General features: G+C 51.1%; 18 protein-coding genes. 14 read left to right on the forward strand and 4 right to left on the reverse strand.

What is annotated here, in order from left to right:
• Positions 1 to 9 precede the first annotated feature (9 nt).
• The 7 genes from IPG80_RS11720 to IPG80_RS11750 all read left to right on the forward strand — a co-directional run bounded on the left by IPG80_RS11720 (position 10) and on the right by IPG80_RS11750 (position 5228).
• Entirely contained in the window at positions 10 to 984 is a 975-nt protein-coding gene (locus IPG80_RS11720) for a substrate-binding domain-containing protein (protein ID WP_345106816.1), read from the forward strand.
• Positions 985 to 1008: 24 nt separating this feature from the next.
• Positions 1009 to 1482, forward strand: a complete 474-nt coding sequence (locus tag IPG80_RS11725) for a hypothetical protein (RefSeq protein WP_345106819.1) — start codon at positions 1009 to 1011, stop codon at positions 1480 to 1482.
• 81 nt (positions 1483 to 1563) lie between these two features.
• Entirely contained in the window at positions 1564 to 2286 is a 723-nt protein-coding gene (locus tag IPG80_RS11730) for an ABC transporter substrate-binding protein (RefSeq protein WP_345106822.1), read from the forward strand.
• A complete protein-coding gene (locus IPG80_RS11735) occupies positions 2237 to 2815 on the forward strand; it encodes a hypothetical protein (protein WP_345106824.1) in 579 nt (192 codons plus the stop codon). Before IPG80_RS11730 ends, IPG80_RS11735 begins: the two co-directional genes overlap by 50 nt.
• Before the next feature lie 4 nt (positions 2816 to 2819).
• Positions 2820 to 3767: a substrate-binding domain-containing protein gene (locus tag IPG80_RS11740; protein ID WP_345106826.1), complete on the forward strand. Its 948-nt coding sequence runs from the start codon at positions 2820 to 2822 to the stop codon at positions 3765 to 3767.
• Positions 3768 to 3867: 100 nt separating this feature from the next.
• Complete coding sequence (locus tag IPG80_RS11745) at positions 3868 to 4521, forward strand: ABC transporter permease (protein ID WP_345106829.1); 654 nt, start codon at positions 3868 to 3870, stop codon at positions 4519 to 4521.
• Positions 4518 to 5228 (forward strand): ABC transporter ATP-binding protein, encoded by a 711-nt coding sequence (locus tag IPG80_RS11750; RefSeq protein ID WP_345106832.1) that lies wholly within the window; start codon positions 4518 to 4520, stop codon positions 5226 to 5228. Before IPG80_RS11745 ends, IPG80_RS11750 begins: the two co-directional genes overlap by 4 nt.
• An 85-nt stretch (positions 5229 to 5313) precedes the next feature.
• Here the strand turns inward: IPG80_RS11750 and IPG80_RS11755 are convergent, their stop codons facing one another.
• The 4 genes from IPG80_RS11755 to IPG80_RS11770 all read right to left on the reverse strand — a co-directional run bounded on the left by IPG80_RS11755 (position 5314) and on the right by IPG80_RS11770 (position 7999).
• Positions 5314 to 5922: a PQ-loop domain-containing transporter gene (locus IPG80_RS11755; RefSeq protein WP_345106836.1), complete on the reverse strand. Its 609-nt coding sequence runs from the start codon at positions 5920 to 5922 to the stop codon at positions 5314 to 5316.
• A gap of 150 nt (positions 5923 to 6072) precedes the next feature.
• On the reverse strand, positions 6073 to 6294 hold the full coding sequence (locus IPG80_RS11760) for a hypothetical protein (protein WP_345106839.1): 222 nt from the start codon (positions 6292 to 6294) through the stop codon (positions 6073 to 6075).
• 111 nt (positions 6295 to 6405) lie between these two features.
• Positions 6406 to 7620 (reverse strand): PQQ-dependent sugar dehydrogenase, encoded by a 1215-nt coding sequence (locus IPG80_RS11765; protein ID WP_345106842.1) that lies wholly within the window; start codon positions 7618 to 7620, stop codon positions 6406 to 6408.
• Between the two features lie 10 nt (positions 7621 to 7630).
• Positions 7631 to 7999: a DUF1232 domain-containing protein gene (locus IPG80_RS11770; protein WP_345106844.1), complete on the reverse strand. Its 369-nt coding sequence runs from the start codon at positions 7997 to 7999 to the stop codon at positions 7631 to 7633.
• A 190-nt stretch (positions 8000 to 8189) separates the two neighbouring features.
• Here IPG80_RS11770 and IPG80_RS11775 point away from each other — a divergent pair, with 190 nt between their 5' ends.
• From IPG80_RS11775 to IPG80_RS11805, 7 genes are all read left to right on the forward strand, one after another.
• Positions 8190 to 8582: an OsmC family protein gene (locus tag IPG80_RS11775; RefSeq protein ID WP_345106846.1), complete on the forward strand. Its 393-nt coding sequence runs from the start codon at positions 8190 to 8192 to the stop codon at positions 8580 to 8582.
• A 56-nt stretch (positions 8583 to 8638) separates the two neighbouring features.
• Complete coding sequence (locus IPG80_RS11780) at positions 8639 to 9103, forward strand: NYN domain-containing protein (protein ID WP_345106848.1); 465 nt, start codon at positions 8639 to 8641, stop codon at positions 9101 to 9103.
• A gap of 379 nt (positions 9104 to 9482) precedes the next feature.
• Positions 9483 to 10400, forward strand: coding sequence for a hypothetical protein (locus tag IPG80_RS11785; protein ID WP_345106850.1), 918 nt, complete (start codon positions 9483 to 9485; stop codon positions 10398 to 10400).
• A 37-nt stretch (positions 10401 to 10437) separates the two neighbouring features.
• A complete protein-coding gene (locus IPG80_RS11790) occupies positions 10438 to 11448 on the forward strand; it encodes a histone deacetylase (protein ID WP_345106853.1) in 1011 nt (336 codons plus the stop codon).
• A 46-nt stretch (positions 11449 to 11494) separates the two neighbouring features.
• Entirely contained in the window at positions 11495 to 12553 is a 1059-nt protein-coding gene (locus IPG80_RS11795; protein WP_345106855.1) for a zinc ribbon domain-containing protein, read from the forward strand.
• A gap of 153 nt (positions 12554 to 12706) precedes the next feature.
• Positions 12707 to 13918 (forward strand): TIGR03862 family flavoprotein, encoded by a 1212-nt coding sequence (locus tag IPG80_RS11800; protein ID WP_345106857.1) that lies wholly within the window; start codon positions 12707 to 12709, stop codon positions 13916 to 13918.
• Between the two features lie 137 nt (positions 13919 to 14055).
• Positions 14056 to 16140, forward strand: a complete 2085-nt coding sequence (locus IPG80_RS11805; RefSeq protein WP_345106859.1) for a PAS domain S-box protein — start codon at positions 14056 to 14058, stop codon at positions 16138 to 16140.
• Positions 16141 to 16314 lie beyond the last annotated feature (174 nt).

Raw genomic sequence — 16314 nt, forward strand, 5'->3', positions numbered from 1 at the left:
TTGAGATAAATGAAAACCGTCACCTCCATCAACTCATTTGACAAGATCAAGCTGCTGGCAGATAACCGCCGCATGGATATTCTGCGCCTGTTGATGGCGGCTCCCGCCACGCTCACGATCCTTGCACGGACGATGAAACAGTCCCCTGCATGGGTGCGGCACCACATCCTCGCGCTGGAATCTGCCGGGCTGATCGAGATCAGTGAAACTCGCCGCACCGGCAAAGTGACGGAAAAATTCTACCGCGCACGAGGAGACGCTTTCCTTTTGCAGGAATTGATCCTGCCAAAAAGCAAATACCCCACAGTCATTTTCTCGGGCAGTCACGATATTGCCCTTGAAGGCATTGCCAATCAACTTGCCAAGCATGTCAACCTGCTCAGCATGCCTGTCGGTTCGCTGGATGGGCTGGTCAATCTACGGCAGGGACTATGCCAGATCTCCGGTTCACATTTGTTGGGAGAAAGCGGCGAATATAACACCCCCTTTGTAAGGCATCTGTTCCCAGACCGGGATGTGGAAGTTATCACCCTTGCCTATCGCACACAAGGATTAATGCTGGCAGGCGGCAACCCCAAAGATATTCGAAAGATCGCAGATATCACAAGACCCAATGTTCGCTTCTTAAATCGCAATGCCGGCTCCGGCACCCGCCTCTGGCTGGATGCGGAATTGCGCAAGCAAAAGATCCCAGCTGAAAAAATAAATGGGTACGAAGATCAGGTCAAAACACATAGCGAGGCGGCGAACTTGATCTCACAGAACAAAGTGGATGTTTCTCTTGGGCTTCAGGCTGCCGCACATCAAAACGGGCTGGACTTCATCCCGCTTTTCGAAGAACGCTACGACCTGGTCCTGCCTCGCGAGCAGGAAAAGAATCTTAACCCACTGCTTGATTTTATCCAGACCTCGAATTTCCGAACGATGTTGGCATCTCTCACCGGCTATAACACCCGGCATAGCGGCGAGCAGATCGCCATCTAACAGAAATTGCACACAAAGGAATCCATGAAACACACCTCTGTACTTTTATCCATTGCGGTGGCCGGTATGATAGTAATATCCGCCTGCGCCGCACCTGCTGAAGCTCCGGTTACAGCCGAACCCGCATCAACCGAATCTGCCGCGCCTGAAGCCCCAACTGAAGCGGCCGCTGATGCCTTGTTCAAGATCGTAAAAACTGACGGATCTTCATTTGACGTAACCCTCGAATCCGTCAAAACCCTGCCGCTTTCCAGTATCACGGTGGAAGGCAAAGTGCAGGAAGGTCCCAAACTGGCGGATGTACTCGCTCTGGCAGGTGTGACCGAGTTCACTGAGGTTACCCTCAGCGGAAGCAGCGCTGCCACCACCTTAACCGCTGACCAAGTAGATGACAACACCATCCTTGATTTCAGCAATCGCGGCACAATGAAACTTGCCACTACCTATATCCCCAAAGCAGACTGGACAAAGGACATTACTGAGATCTCCGTCAAGTAACGGAAAAGACAAAACGGTGTTTTTTTCAAAAATCAGTTAAGTTTTCCCTTAATTGAATACACGAAGTTTTCAGGAGTTTTCATGCGCATCCTACTTGGAATTGATGACACAGACAACCTCGAAAGCCGCGGAACAGGGCACCGTGTCCGCCAGCTTGCGGATTGGCTCACAGAAAACAAACTTGCAAATCCACTTGGCATTACCCGGCATCAACTTCTAGTGGATGAGCGCATCCCATACACCTCGCACAACAGTTCAGCGTGCCTGGCACTTGAAATTGAAAAAGAAGAGCTTGTTTGGGAAGCCGCTCGTGAGTTTTTGTTGCGCGAGAGCGCCATTGGCTCGGATGCTGGTCTATGCCTCGCCGGGTGGAACTCAGTCAGCGAAGATGTTCTGGATTGGGGCAGGAAGGCAAAGCTCACAGTGTTGACCATGCCTGAAGCACGTGAGACCGCCGCAAGGTCCGGGATACGATGCGAAGGACTGACAGGCACACACGGCGGGATCATCGGATCGCTGGCAGCCATTGGTCTCCATCGCGCAGGGGATGATGGTCGCTACCTCTGGCTGCCGGGCTTGCGTGAGTTGAAGGGCAAATATTCCGCACATGAGATCTGCTTGCTGGGACATGTAGACCGTGTATGTACTCTGGAACAGGTAGAGCTTACGCCTGATTCGGTCGTGGATGTGGGCGAATGGATCCGCCCCATTTTAAAGAATGGCAAGGCAACACTTTATGTTGAGGAGAAAAACAATGAATGGAACATCATCTCTAAAGACCACATCAAACGTCTCTCGAACTGACTGGGCGCAGACCTGGCTTGAAATCCTGCTGCTCATTGGCGGTGGTGTGACAGCGGTGGTACTGCATCGCGCCACCGACCTGTCGTTGGGCTTGCCTGGGCATCATGGCATTGAGTGGATGGCGATCATGATCCTTGGACGCGCTTCGTCGCGCTTCCGCGGGGCAGGCACACTCACCAGCATCGGCGCTTCGGCGGCATCCCTTATGCCTGGGCTGCAAGGCGACAATCCCTTCGGTTGGTTGTTCTACCTGCTGCCGGGTCTTGTTATGGATCTTGGTTTTTATTACGCGCCGCGTTTTACCAAACAGATCTGGTATCTGGTCTTGCTGGGCGGGTTGGCACACGCCACCAAACCGCTCGGACAGTTCGTTGTAAATCTTATTTCCGGCTGGCCCTTCGGTTCTTTTCGTTACGGGGTCCTCTACCCATTTGCCAGTCACCTTCTCTTCGGAATGATCGGAGGCTTGCTCGGCGCATTGATCGCGCTTGGCATTCACCGTTCTTCAAATAAAACCAACCAAGGATAGATGTATGAAACTCACCACTCGCAATTTTATTTTCACTCTGCTGCTCGTCCTCTCGTTGACGTTGGCAGCCTGCGGTTCCCCCGCAGCGACCGAGGCTCCTGCTACCGAAGCAGCAGCCACCGAAGCCCCTGCTACCGAAGCCGCTACTGAAGCGCCGACGGAAGCCGCTGCTCCTGCAAACCCGAACCTGATCCTCGCCACCACCACTTCCACACAGGACTCTGGCTTGCTCGACGTACTCGTGCCGATGTTCGAAGAACAGACCGGCTACACCGTACAGACCGTTGCCGTAGGCACCGGCGAAGCGCTTAAGATGGGCGAAGAAGGCAACGCGGATGTGCTTCTCGTCCATGCACCTTCCTCCGAAAAAACATTCATGGATGGCGGCAATGGTCAGGATCGTTTCCTCGTCATGCACAACGATTTCATCATCGTTGGTCCTGCTGAAGACCCCGCAGCCATCAAGGAACTTGGACCCAAGGAAGCCTTTGTTGCCATCTTCAATGCAGGCGCGCCTTTCGTCTCCCGCGGCGATGACTCCGGCACCCACAAGAAAGAAGTGAGCTTCTGGGATAAAGCCGAACTTGATCCGAAGGGGCAGGCATGGTTCTTCGAAACCGGTCAGGGCATGGGCGCTTCACTCACCGTGGCTTCAGAAAAGCAGGCATACATCCTTACCGACCGCGCCACTTACCTTGCCAATAAGGACAACCTTCAGTTGGAAATTCTACTTGAAGGCAACAATGCACTGCTTAATGTGTATCACGTCATCACCGTCAACTCCGCCAAGTCTGACAAGATCAACTACGAAGGTGCGTTGGCGTTCGCCAATTTCATGGTAGCTCCTGAAACGCAGGCAGTCATTGCAGAATTCGGCGTGGAAAAATTCGGGCAGCCGCTCTTCATCCCCGATGCTGGAAAAGACCCCGCAGAACTCGGTCTCGACAGCTAATCACTCCATATATTTCAACATGGGGACGGCTCACAAAAGCCGTCCCTTTTCTTTATAATGAGGTGGAAAACCCTCTCCTAGAACGGCGCCATTAAATCTTATGATCTTTGATTCTGAAATCTTTCAAGTCACATCCCTCTCGTTGCAGGTTTCCGGGCTTGCCACCATCATTAGCCTGCTGATCGGTTTACCGTTCGGCACCTGGCTGGCGCTGGGAAAATTCCACGGACGTTCGTTCATTCTGAGCATCGTCAACACGGGAATGGCACTACCGCCGGTTGTAGTTGGTCTCGTTGTGGCAATGACACTCTGGCGCAGCGGTCCACTTGGCGGGTTACGCCTCATTTACACACCCTGGGCGATCGTCATCGCGCAGACGGTCATCTCCGCCCCAGTGGTTATGGGGCTGACCGCTGCAGCCCTCGAAGCTCTGGACCCGCGTTTACAGCAGCAACTTTTGGGGTTGGGGGCATCTCGCACCCAAATGGTCTGGCATCTTTGGCGCGAAGCAAGGCTGCCTTTGTTAGCCGCAGTGATGGCAGGCTTTGGTTCGGTCATTTCGGAAGTGGGCGCATCCATGATGGTGGGCGGAAACATCCGTGGTCAGACACGGGTGCTAACGACTGCCATCGTGCTGGAAACATCCAAAGGTGAATTTGAAAAAGCGTTGGCGCTTTCAGCCCTGCTGCTTATCATCACCTATCTCATCAACCTCGCGCTGACATGGATTCAGCAAAAAGGGGCACGCAAATGATCTCTATCAAAAATCTACTCGTCCAGCGCAATGGGCGAGATGCGCTTAAGGTCGAAAAGCTGGAAATTCAAAAAGGGGAAACGCTTGCTGTGGTTGGACCGAACGGTGCAGGGAAAAGTACGTTTCTGCTGGCATTGGCACATTTGCTCAAATCTTCAAAAGGTGAAATTACCCTGCATGGCAAAGCGCAAAAAGACTGGCATGAGCTGGAATATCGCCGCAAGATCGCTTTTGTCTTTCAAGACCCGCTGTTGATGGATATGTCTGTCCGCGAGAATATTGCCTTGGGGTTAAAGTTCCGCAATGTGGATAAGCATGAAACCCACGAACGGGTTCATCTGTGGGCAAAAGCCATGGGCGTGGATAAGCTTCTGGAGCGCAGAGCAAGTCAACTTTCAGGCGGTGAGGCGCAGCGCGTCAGTCTGGCACGAGCCTTTGTCCTCGATCCTGAATTGCTCTTAATGGATGAACCCTTTTCTGCCGTTGACCCGCAGACACGTGAGAAATTACTCGAAGACCTTTCCAAGGTTTTGGCAGAAGCTCATCGCACGACCATTTTTGTGACGCACAACCTGAAGGAAGCCGCACAGTTCGGTGACCGTGTGGCTGTCATCATTGGCGGCGAGCTGAGACAAGCAGGAAAGGCTGAACAGATAAAAGAAAATCCCGCCGACCCAAGTGTGCGGGACTTTGTGCGCGGGTTATGAAAGAGCACGCTTGTTAGATATTTGTCATTTTCTTTTTATTCGCGGCTTTATTAAATTTCCCAGCCAACCTGCTGGTGCGTTAATATTATTCGGAAGCCAACTCACCATCTGTCGTCTTTTTATTCGATAGTTGATATATGATGCGCGCCACGATCAAGGCGCTGGTAGTGGATTGAAACGCGCCCGAAGCGATGATCGAAACATCGTGTTGAAGCAGAGCATAAGTCCCCCACACCAGACCATCTGAAAGCGAGAGCAGCCAGGTTCCCAAAGACAATCCATGCAGGTTATCTTCACGGTAGGCAACCAAGATCTGGGGGATATTCGAGACCAGCGCACTCAACGCCAACACGATCCCTAAAACATCTGTGCCGAATGCAAAACCAGTTACAAGCAAAACCACAAGCCAAAGTGGAGCAACTCGAAACTCGCGGACACTGCGTCCATAGCGAAGCGCCATGACTGTAATGATGGCAAAGATCAAACCGGAGGATCCAGTTGCCAAAACGACATAGGTCTGCCCCGTCAACAAGCCATACGCAGCCCAACCCAAACTAACGATGCTGCTCGTCGCAGCCGTATCCACCGAAACGCCAAAGGCACCGCGTGCGCGTAAAAGCCGCACCAACTGCGGCACAGCACGGACGAGTCCAATGAGGGTTCCAACAGAACCAAGAATAGTGGGGATGTTCATGATCGCGCTATCTTAACAGAAATCGCCTGAAAATGATGATCTGGGCGTACCCTCTACATTAACGGCTTACGCCGCGCAATGCGCGGCGTAGCCTTAAGACCAACTCAGAGGGAGGAGAGAGAGTTTGGATGAACAGCGTTTGAAGCTGTTCTATTCAACAGGGTCAACGTCAGGGTTTGTTCCGCTCAAGGAGCAGGCGGGATGTTCAACGCAATTACATTCCAATGCTTTCGAACAACGCCTTGACTGAATGCGGGGGGCTTGCTCAGGCAGTTGTTCAGCCGGGTACACAACCTCGACTTCTATGGCAACGGTGTCCTGCATATGTTCGCAGTACTTGGTTTTTTCAACTTGCCAAACCTTCTTTGCCATCACTGCCTCCTGACTTCAATGCTGTTAGTTTAAAGGAAAAACGCCCGCCAGACCAGTGACAGGCGTCACCTACTCGAATGACAAACCGCCTATTTAGGATGTGATAAGTCTTTATTTCCTTGCAAGGATGTAAGCACTGCCATTGTCACTGACAAGATACAACTCGCCTGCTTCATCAACGCCAAAGGATGTGATGAGAAGATCCGTCTCGAACATCACCTGTGACTGCCACTGCCCATTGGAAAGGATCAACCCCCAGACCGTTCCCGTACAATAGTCCCCGTACAGGTAAACACCATTCCACTCGGGCATCGAACCACGATAGACATATCCGCCCGTGACCGAGCAGCCAAAATCATGACTGTACTCGGCTGCCGGCAGGAACATCCCCGGCTGGGAAGTGCCGTCGTAGCCATAACTGGCTTCCATGATACTCCAGCCAAAATTTGCGCCACCCGCAGATCCCGCGGGAAGATAGTCGATCTCTTCATATTTATTCTGTCCCACATCGCCGATCCATAGATCGCCGGTGTCGCGATCAAAGGACATACGCCAGGGATTGCGCAGTCCATACGCCCAGACCTCATTCCCAAATGGGTTATCGGCAGGGACGGCATACGGGACGCCATTATTCACATCAATGCGCAGGATCTTGCCAAGGAGTGCTCCGGTATTCTGCCCATTCTTGAACGGGTCACCCGCCGCACCGCCATCACCCAAACCGAGGTAGAGATAACCATCTGGACCGAAGACCACTGCGCCGCCGTTATGATTCGGGAAAGGCTGGTCGACGACCATCAAAACTTGTTCACTATTCGGGTCGGCAGAATCGCCAACTGCTTGAAAACGCGAGATACGTGTATTCCCGCCATCACCGGTGTAATTGACATAGAAATAACCGTTCTGTTCATAGTCCGGGTGAAACGCCAGCCCAAGCAGTCCCATTTCATTGCTGCCATCATCCACTCGGTCTTCAATATTCAGGAAAGGCTGAGGCATAAGCTGCCCATCTTTGAAGATGCGGATCACGCCATATTTTTCGATGATGAACAACCGTCCCGAGCCGTCGAACGCAGATTGCAGGTCAACAGGGCGGTTTAGCCCGTCAACGACAGGAACCCAGGCGAAGTTATTCGGGTCGGGAAATTGGCTGGCATTGATGGTGGGTGCCAATGTGGGTGGTGAAGTGGGAGTCTCAGACTGAGATTCGGTCTGTGGCGCTGAGACAGCTCCGGTTGGGGAAAGAGGCGTAATGGTTGGGGCGGCGAGTCCGCTGCCGCCGCAGGCTAGCATCGGCAACGTCAAAAAAAGCAACAGTCGTTTCATCTTCCTTATTCTATTCTTTAACTTCGGTGGTCTCGCCGTCCACAACGTCATCATTCGCGTCGCCTTGTTTCATATTTCCGGCAAGCGCTTTCATATGCTCATCCACCACTTCGGGCGGGCAGAGTTCGGTAAAGATGTAAGAACCCAGCCAAAGAATGGCGGCATCGTCTACCATGCCGATAACCGGCAGGACGAGATTCGGCGCGAGGTCGGCTGGCATCAGCAAATAAGCGAAGGCGCCGATCGGAACGAGTTTGGCAAGAGTATTCACGCGCTTGTCACCAATCAGGCGGAAGATGAGTTTGAATTGGTTCACAAGGTTGCGGATCACACCGCCTTGCTGAGCAACGATAATATCGGAGGTCTTTTTCTCTGTCATTTTGTTTCTCCTTTGGTTTGTACGTTCATTATATTCGGAATTATCTTTTGCCATATTTCCTTAATGACATTCGTTAGTATGCAAGTGATATACGCATCCAAAGGAATTAGGGTTCATGCCAAACTGGCTGTAACTTTTTGTCTGGCAGGGCATCCAATATGTATAAAAACAAAACTGGAGGATATTCCCCATGGAAATGATCATTGACTTCCCCGGCGGGCAAAAAGTGGACGCCCACTTCCGCGGACACACCGTACAGACCGACCAACCCACAGACGACACAGCCCCGATGCCGTTCGAGGTCTTCCTAGCATCGATTGGCACATGTGCGGGCATTTATGTTCTGGGCTTCTGCCGCCAGCGCAACCTTCCTACTGACGGTATCCGTATTGTTCAGCGCAATTATCCCAACCCGGCAACTGGCATGATGGATAAGATCGACCTGGAGATCCAGGTACCGCCGACCTTCCCGGAACAGTATCATACAGCACTCATCCGCTCGGCGGAATTGTGCAAAGTAAAGAAGACGCTCGAACACCCGCCTTCCTTTGATGTGACAACAAAGGTTATGGAAGCTGCATAACTCCTAAAGCGAGAGTTACCTTGATGGTAGCTCTCGCTTTTTAGTACAATCATGACATGCCTTATCTCATTGATGGACATAACCTGATCCCAAAACTAGGATTGAGTCTCGAAGATCCGGAAGATGAAATGGAACTCACCCGCCTCTTACAGGACTTTGCGCGGATCCGACGCCAACAGGTTGAAGTCTACTTTGACGGTGCTCCCGTTGGGCAGGCTGGCATGAGAAAATTTGGCACGGTCCGCGCCCATTTTGTGCCGCGCGGGCAAACCGCAGACGCCGCCATCCGCAGGCGGCTGGAAATGCTGGAAAAGTCTGCGAAGAACTGGGTGGTTGTCTCTTCAGACCATGAAGTTCAAAGTGCTGCGAGGGTCCATCAAGCGCAATTTGTCCGTTCTGAAGAATTTGTCAAACAATTGCGGTCTGCTCTTGCAACGCCCAAGACATCTGATGGGGAAAAATCCATTTCATCAAAAGAAGTGGATGAGTGGTTAAAGATATTTCACAACGATGAAGAGTAGCATATTCCAGAGAACCTGCCGGGTGTAGTACTTTTGTCTTATATAGTTTTAATGCTTTTCAGACAAAAAAGGTGTATATTATCTGCAACGACACCTGCCCTCCCCTTTATTGGTATTCTGGTGTCAACCGCCGCTCTGCCCAGCATGTCCCCCCCATGCTGGCAGGCGGCGGTAACTATTTAAGGCAAATGCCAAAAGACACTTGAAGATGAACGGGTGGGTCTTTATAATGTTTCTAGTTTTCCCGCCTTCGCAGAGCGTGAGTGCTCGAAAACACCCGATGATTCCCAAAACTCCAAAGTGAAAGCAATGAAAGGCGGGCTGCATGTCGAGGAGCACATCACTGCAACAACCGAGACGTCATTTCTTACGATATTGCATGTGTGTGGTGATCGCTGTGGGGCTTTCAGCATGTGATCGTTTTTCCGTATCGTCCGTTGCGCAGTTGTCGCAGGCGAACGAATGCCCGCCGCCGCTTAATGCGAATATATACATTCCCACAGCGGCACCAACCCCAATTAGTTCGCCCTCCAGCCCGATCATTACCAACACGACAGAAACTATTTCTCCCATCTCAAAACATGAGGCATTCCAATACCTCGATCACCAGGTTCGAACATGGACGGATATTGAATCCTTTAATATGGATGATGCAAGTCAGGCGCGCATCATTGTCACGTTCTTAAGCCCGGACTTGATCCGAGCTGTAGCAATGAATGCAGCCGTCCTTGAGAATCCGGCCGCCCCTGATATTCAGAACAAAACCAAAATGGGGCTGGAGCAGATCGCAAGCCGCGAAAAATTGATCTTCCTCATTACGGTACTTTCCATCAATACGAACAATACAGCCGCCATGCCGCATACATTTGCCTTGCCGGTCACTCAATTAAAGCTTATGAGCGCTAACAATCTCGACATTGCGCCGGTGTACTTCGACCAAAACCTGGAGCAACCCGTTGGTCTATCGCAATACAATGTCGGGTACCTGTTTTATCCGTTGTCTGTCGTGCAGGGACAAGCATGCGTTGAGGTCCTTAACTCCAAATTTGATACGAACATCATCCTGAAAACCTCTTTTATGAATGTAGATGATGCCAAAAGCGGAGCAATGACCTGGACAATCGAGTACAAGCCCCTGCTTAATATTGGGCATTCGGATCCACTGATGGGTACACCTGCCACCTACGATGAAGCAGAATTATTCCCGATCAGTTCCCCGCCCGCCGTGAGTGACACGTCGGATATGTTCTGGCGCGAATATGCCAAATTCGTATGGGGGCGTCTCACGCCAGAATAGCAGCACCTTATCGTCATGCGTATTATATAATTCATGCATGAGCACAATTTTCACCTTTGTCCCTTCTTCAAAACATGAATATCCAGATCATCCTGAACGCCCGGGCAGGCTGGATGTTTTAGAACCCATGCTAGGCGCCTTCGGCGCAGAACAGTTGAAGCCGATCCGTGCGACAGAAGAGGATGTGGCGCGTGTGCATCCGGCGGGGCTGATCCGTGGGATCGAAGAGGTTTGCAAACAAGGATCTGGCATCATTGACCACGCGCCAACGTTCGTAACGTCAACTTCATATGAAGATGCCATGCTTGCCGTCGGCGGCGTATTGACCTGCACCCGGGCTGTATTGAATGGAGAAGCGCAGAACGCATTTGCCATTGTCCGCCCGCCGGGGCACCATGCCGAACCGGATCGAGCCATGGGATTCTGCCTGTTCAGTAATATTGCCATCGCCGCACAAGACTTGTTGGCAAAAGGGTTGCAGAGGGTAATGGTCATTGATTATGATGCGCATCATGGCAATGGCACACAAGCCGCGCTCTTACACGAAGAGCGCGCAGGATTTATTTCCACGCATCAATGGGGAATTTACCCCGGCACCGGCTGGCTGGAAGATGCGCCGCACGCCAAAAATCGACTGGTCAATGTCCCGCTCCCAGCGCGGGCAGGGGATGAGACTTTTTCACGAGTTGCAGATGATATTTTCAAACCGATGGTCGAATCATTTAAACCAGAGATGTTGTTGATCTCGGCAGGTTTTGATTCGCATTGGAACGACCCGCTCACGTCACTCGGGTTATCAACCCGTGGGTTTTACACTGTATCAAAAAAACTAATTGAACTGGCAGGGGAATATTGCCACGGCAGGATCGCTTTTGTGCTGGAAGGCGGCTATGATCCGCATAATGTCGCCAACGGTGTGGCAGCTGTTTTCGATGCACTGACCAGCCGTCCGTTAGGAAATGAGGCGGATGACTTGTCTCCATTCAAGGAACCGGATTTCGATGCACGGCTAAATGATATCCGCAAGCGACACGGAATCCATTCGTAACTGTTTTTGTTATAAACTTAAGGCAGAATTTATCAAGGAGTAAAACATGCAAAGTAAAAGCAAAGGCGTTGTGCAGCTCGAATGGGTGTGTCCCAATTGCGAAGGACGCAACCCCGGACCCGTAAAAACTTGTGCAAGCTGCGGCGCGCCTCAACCGGAAAATGTTCAGTTTCAACGTGCTTCAGATGAAAAGCTTATTACCGATGATAAGGTGGTTGCGGCGGCAAAAGCTGGAGCAGATATTCACTGCGGTTTTTGCGGTACACGCAACCCGGCAACGGCTGAGACTTGCTCACAATGCGGCGGGGATCTGAAGGAAGGCAAGGCACGTCAGGCTGGGCAGGTGCTGCAAGCGGCTCCGACTCTGCCAAAAGTTATTGCCTGCACAAATTGCGGGACCGAAAACCCGGGCACAGCAAAAACCTGCTCCAACTGCGGGGCGCCGATCAAGGTGAATGTGCCTGCGCAAAAACCAGTTGCGGCGGCAAGGTCTGGTGCAACCTCTGCGGCTCAGCCAAAGGCGAAGCCGTTCAATTGGCTCATCGCTGGCGGCATTGGCGCTTTTTTGCTCGCCTGTTGTGCGGCGATCTTTTTCATGTTTATGGCTCCTTCCCGTTCGGTACAGGGAACGGTGGAGAGCGTGTACTGGAAGACCTCTGTTCCGGTTCAGGAAGTACGCGCGGTGAATTATTCGAATGAACGCGGCAATCCGCCTTCAGATGCATACAACGTTTCATGTCAGACAGACAGCCAGGAGATCTGCGAAGACAAGACCATCGATAAAGGCAATGGCTACGCGGAGGTTGTGACGGAATGCCGCACCGAAACTGAACAATATTGCAGTTACACGGTGGATGAGTGGGCAACCATTCAAACCTACGACCTGGATGGCAGCAACCTTAATCCTGTGTATGCAAGTCCATCTGTTTTTAGCGGACAAAGGCTTGGGTCCACTTCTGCCAGCTATCAGGTGAATTTCAGTACGGCCGACGGACAGATGGCATATTCGCCGGGTTCTGAGAGTGAGTTTAGGCAGTTCCAACCGGGCAGTCAGTGGAATCTGAAGTTGAACGTGGTCGGTAGTATTGTGGGAGTGGAACGATAAATTTGACCAGAAATGCAAAAGCCCTCGAAATTAATTTCGAGGGCTTTTTAGATCCGTAGGCTTGATCGCTATACAACGCCTTATTTTGGCTGCCGTAAAATCCATGTTCGGTATTTGGCAGGACGATCAATTAATAATGTTTATAATGAAGATATGGATAAAACAGTAGCGATCATTGGCGGCGGACCTGCGGGTTTAATGGCTGCAGAGGTGTTATGCGGGCACGGGGTGCAGGTGGATGTGTACGATTCGATGTCTTCGCTGGGGCGCAAGTTCTTGATGGCAGGAAAAAGCGGATTAAATCTCACACATTCAGAACCATTCGATGCGTTTGTTGAACGGTATGGGAAGCGCAAGGATGTGATAAGACACTGGCTCATGAATTTCACGCCAGATCATTTACGAAAGTGGGCAGGCGACCTGGGCGTGGAAACGTTCGTGGGCACTTCAGGGCGGGTATTCCCGGTGGGAATGAAGGCAAGTCCGCTTTTAAGAGCGTGGCTGAAACGATTAGATGAGACGGGCGTCCGTTTTTATTTACGGCACAAGTGGGTGGGATGGAATGCAGATAAAGCATTGGTATTCGAAACGCCAGAGGGAATAAAAGCCGTCCATGCGGATGCGGTGGTGTTGGCACTTGGGGGCGGTAGTTGGCGTAGGCTCGGTTCGGACGGGGCGTGGGTCGATTGGCTGAGTCAGGCTGGGGCGGAGGTGGAAGCGCTTAAACCATCTAATTGCGGATTCGATGTGGACTGGAGTGAAGTCTTTCAGGAAAAGTACGATGGGCATCCCATTAAGTCTGTGGTCTTGTCCTTCGGTGAATTTCGTCAACAAGGCGAGTTCATTGTGACAAAAGAAGGCGTGGAAGGAAGTTTAATTTACGCTGCATCAGCATTGCTGCGAGACAGGATCGCCGCAAGCGGCAACGCTGTGATGTCTCTGGACCTTGCGCCGGATATAACAGAAATGCAATTGGCGGAAAGATTATCGAAGCCGCGCGGTTCGCGTTCGATGGCAAGTCATTTGGAGAAGACGGTGGGAATGAAGGGTGTTAAGGCAGGTTTGTTGCGCGAGTTCGTGCCCAAGGATGAGTTTTCAAATGAGACCCGGCTGGCGTTTTACATCAAGAATTTACCAGTACCGTTGATCGCGACCCGTCCGCTGGATGAAGCGATCAGTTCAGCTGGCGGGGTAAAGTTCGAGTCATTAAATGACGATCTAATGCTGAGGAGTATGCCGGGTGTTTTCTGCGCCGGAGAAATGCTCGATTGGGAAGCTCCGACAGGCGGATACTTGTTGACTGCATGTTTTGCCAGTGGGCGTTGGGCAGGGCAGGGTGTAATTCGGCAACTGGCAAGCATTTAAACTTTTCAAGGTACCGCTCAAGGGGCAAACATTATTGGTCAAATCAAAAAAACAGTGTTCGATGCTATACTCTTTATTGTGTTCGTCTTGCAAGTGTATGCTAATCGAATGCTCTTTGAAATCACAAGAGAAACACCATGAAAAGCTGGCTACGTTCGCGTCCTTTACGCACTGCCCTTATATACATCGTCTTCGGGTCATTGTGGATTCTAATTAGCGACAATGTCCTGGATGCCCTTATTCCCCATACCTCTCAAACCTACATTCAAGCGCAAACGATCAAAGGCTGGTTATTCATCCTCTTCAGCGCTTTGCTGTTACTCTCCATTATGCAAAGCGACATGAAAGCCCTCAAAAAGAACGAGGAGGAATTGCGTAAAAACGAGATGAAATATCGCGCCCTGTTCAACCAGACTCATGATGCGGTTTTTATTCTCGATCTGCAAGGATATCATTTGGATGCCAACCAACGAGCCGCAGCCATGCTCGGGTACACCCGCGAGGAACTGATCGGACTAAAGTTCAGTGACATTTCAGCAGAAAAAGAAAAAAGCGAGATTATCTTTAAGCAACTCCTTCAAGGCGATCAGATTCCACTGTACGAACGGATCTTCAAAAAGAAGAATGGGGAGACGATCCCTGTTGAGGTCAATGTTGAACTTGTACGTGACTCTCACGGAATGCCGTTTCACATCCAAAGCACCATCCGTGATATCACCGAACGCAAAAAATTCGAAGAGACGCTGCGAAGGTCTGAGATCCTTTTCTTCAAAATATTTCGTTCCAGCCCGATCGGTATTAATATCTTCCGCCTGTCAGATGGACGTTCATACAACGCCAATGATGCCTTCCTTGAATTGGCAGGGTATCCGCGCGAAGAGTTGATAAATCGTTCCGCCGCAGAACTGAATCTGTTCGTTGATACCGAGATACGCAATACTTGGATGGCGTCCCTTAAAGAGGGCAGGCGCGTCGTCAATCAGGATGCGCGTATTCGCCGCAAATCAGGTGAGATCAGAAACAGCCTGGCTTCGCTGGATATCATTGAGATCAATGGTGAAGCGATGATCCTGACAATCGCAGTTGATATCACCGAACGTAAAAACGCCGAAGCACACATCCGAACCCAGTTGAAACGGTTGAGTGCATTGAACTCGATCGACAGGGCGATCAGTTCCAGCCTTAATATACAAACCGCTCTCGACATCCTTTTAGGTGAAGTTGTCTCACAACTCGAAGTGGATTCCGCCTGCATTTTGCTATTTAATAACACCAGCCAGGTCCTTGAAAATGCCGCGAGCAGAGGTTTCAGTAGTCCATTCATTCATCAAACGAGTGTGCGGCTTGGAGACGAATTGGCAGGCAAAGTGGGGCGGGATCGAAATGTGCTCCACATTCCAAACTTGCCCGAACTTGGCAATGGATATCAACGCTGGGAACTCATCAAAGCTGAAGAGTTCCGTGAATACTTTGGCGTTCCCCTTATCGCAAAAGGACAATTCAAAGGTGTGCTTGAGATCTTCAACCGCAAGCCCTTGCACCCAGATGTGGAATGGCTGGATTATCTGGAAACCCTTGGCGAACAAGCGGCAATCGCCATTGAGAGTGCGCAATTATTCGAGGGATTGCAGCGTTCGAATCAGGAATTGACCATGGCCTATGATGCCACTATTGCAGGCTGGTCTCGCGCCATGGACCTGCGTGACAAAGAAACCGAGGGACACACAAAACGCGTCTCCAATCTAACCATCAAACTGGCAGAATTCCTGGGCATCAGCCCGCAAGAACAGATCCACATTCGGCGCGGCGCACTTCTCCATGACATCGGTAAACTGGGTGTGCCTGATTACATCCTTCATAAACCGGGCAAACTCACTGAAGAGGAATGGGATATCATGCGCAAGCATCCTACATATGCCCACGATATGCTCATCTCCATTAATTATCTGCGTCCTGCCCTCGACATCCCCTACTGTCACCACGAGAAATGGGATGGTTCCGGCTACCCCCGCGGGTTAAAAGGGGAGGATATCCCCCTTTCTGCACGCATTTTCGCCATTGTAGATGTGTGGGATGCACTTCGCTCGGATCGCCCCTATCGCAGTGGCTGGTCTGCCCAACAGACTTACAAATATATCCAAACAGAATCGGGAAAACACTTCGACCCCAAAATCGTGGATGTATTCCTGAAAATGCTCGACGAATCACCCGAATGGTTTTAGCTGTTTCCTTGTGAACGTGATGAAAAACACATAAAACGACCGGCAGTTTTGTGCCGGTCGTTTTATGTGCCCACACTTTTCTTCTTTGCCAGGCAGATCCACAGCCGGGCAACAATGCATGAATATTCTTAATAGAGGCAACCATATTGTAATCATTCCATAAATGGTTGGTAT

Source organism: Candidatus Villigracilis vicinus, assembly GCF_016702885.1.
GTDB lineage: Bacteria > Chloroflexota > Anaerolineae > Anaerolineales > Villigracilaceae > Villigracilis > Villigracilis vicinus.

Bases quoted from the DNA above. Each gene is read 5' to 3' on its own strand.
- IPG80_RS11720 (WP_345106816.1), top strand. From the start codon at position 10: ATGAAAACCGTCACCTCCATCAACTCATTTGACAAGATCAAGCTGCTG.
- IPG80_RS11725 (WP_345106819.1), top strand. From the start codon at position 1,009: ATGAAACACACCTCTGTACTTTTATCCATTGCGGTGGCCGGTATGATA.
- IPG80_RS11730 (WP_345106822.1), top strand. From the start codon at position 1,564: ATGCGCATCCTACTTGGAATTGATGACACAGACAACCTCGAAAGCCGC.
- IPG80_RS11735 (WP_345106824.1), top strand. From the start codon at position 2,237: ATGAATGGAACATCATCTCTAAAGACCACATCAAACGTCTCTCGAACT.
- IPG80_RS11740 (WP_345106826.1), top strand. From the start codon at position 2,820: ATGAAACTCACCACTCGCAATTTTATTTTCACTCTGCTGCTCGTCCTC.
- IPG80_RS11745 (WP_345106829.1), top strand. From the start codon at position 3,868: ATGATCTTTGATTCTGAAATCTTTCAAGTCACATCCCTCTCGTTGCAG.
- IPG80_RS11750 (WP_345106832.1), top strand. From the start codon at position 4,518: ATGATCTCTATCAAAAATCTACTCGTCCAGCGCAATGGGCGAGATGCG.
- IPG80_RS11755 (WP_345106836.1), bottom strand. From the start codon at position 5,922: ATGAACATCCCCACTATTCTTGGTTCTGTTGGAACCCTCATTGGACTC.
- IPG80_RS11760 (WP_345106839.1), bottom strand. From the start codon at position 6,294: ATGGCAAAGAAGGTTTGGCAAGTTGAAAAAACCAAGTACTGCGAACAT.
- IPG80_RS11765 (WP_345106842.1), bottom strand. From the start codon at position 7,620: ATGAAACGACTGTTGCTTTTTTTGACGTTGCCGATGCTAGCCTGCGGC.
- IPG80_RS11770 (WP_345106844.1), bottom strand. From the start codon at position 7,999: ATGACAGAGAAAAAGACCTCCGATATTATCGTTGCTCAGCAAGGCGGT.
- IPG80_RS11775 (WP_345106846.1), top strand. From the start codon at position 8,190: ATGGAAATGATCATTGACTTCCCCGGCGGGCAAAAAGTGGACGCCCAC.
- IPG80_RS11780 (WP_345106848.1), top strand. From the start codon at position 8,639: ATGCCTTATCTCATTGATGGACATAACCTGATCCCAAAACTAGGATTG.
- IPG80_RS11785 (WP_345106850.1), top strand. From the start codon at position 9,483: ATGTGTGTGGTGATCGCTGTGGGGCTTTCAGCATGTGATCGTTTTTCC.
- IPG80_RS11790 (WP_345106853.1), top strand. From the start codon at position 10,438: ATGAGCACAATTTTCACCTTTGTCCCTTCTTCAAAACATGAATATCCA.
- IPG80_RS11795 (WP_345106855.1), top strand. From the start codon at position 11,495: ATGCAAAGTAAAAGCAAAGGCGTTGTGCAGCTCGAATGGGTGTGTCCC.
- IPG80_RS11800 (WP_345106857.1), top strand. From the start codon at position 12,707: ATGGATAAAACAGTAGCGATCATTGGCGGCGGACCTGCGGGTTTAATG.
- IPG80_RS11805 (WP_345106859.1), top strand. From the start codon at position 14,056: ATGAAAAGCTGGCTACGTTCGCGTCCTTTACGCACTGCCCTTATATAC.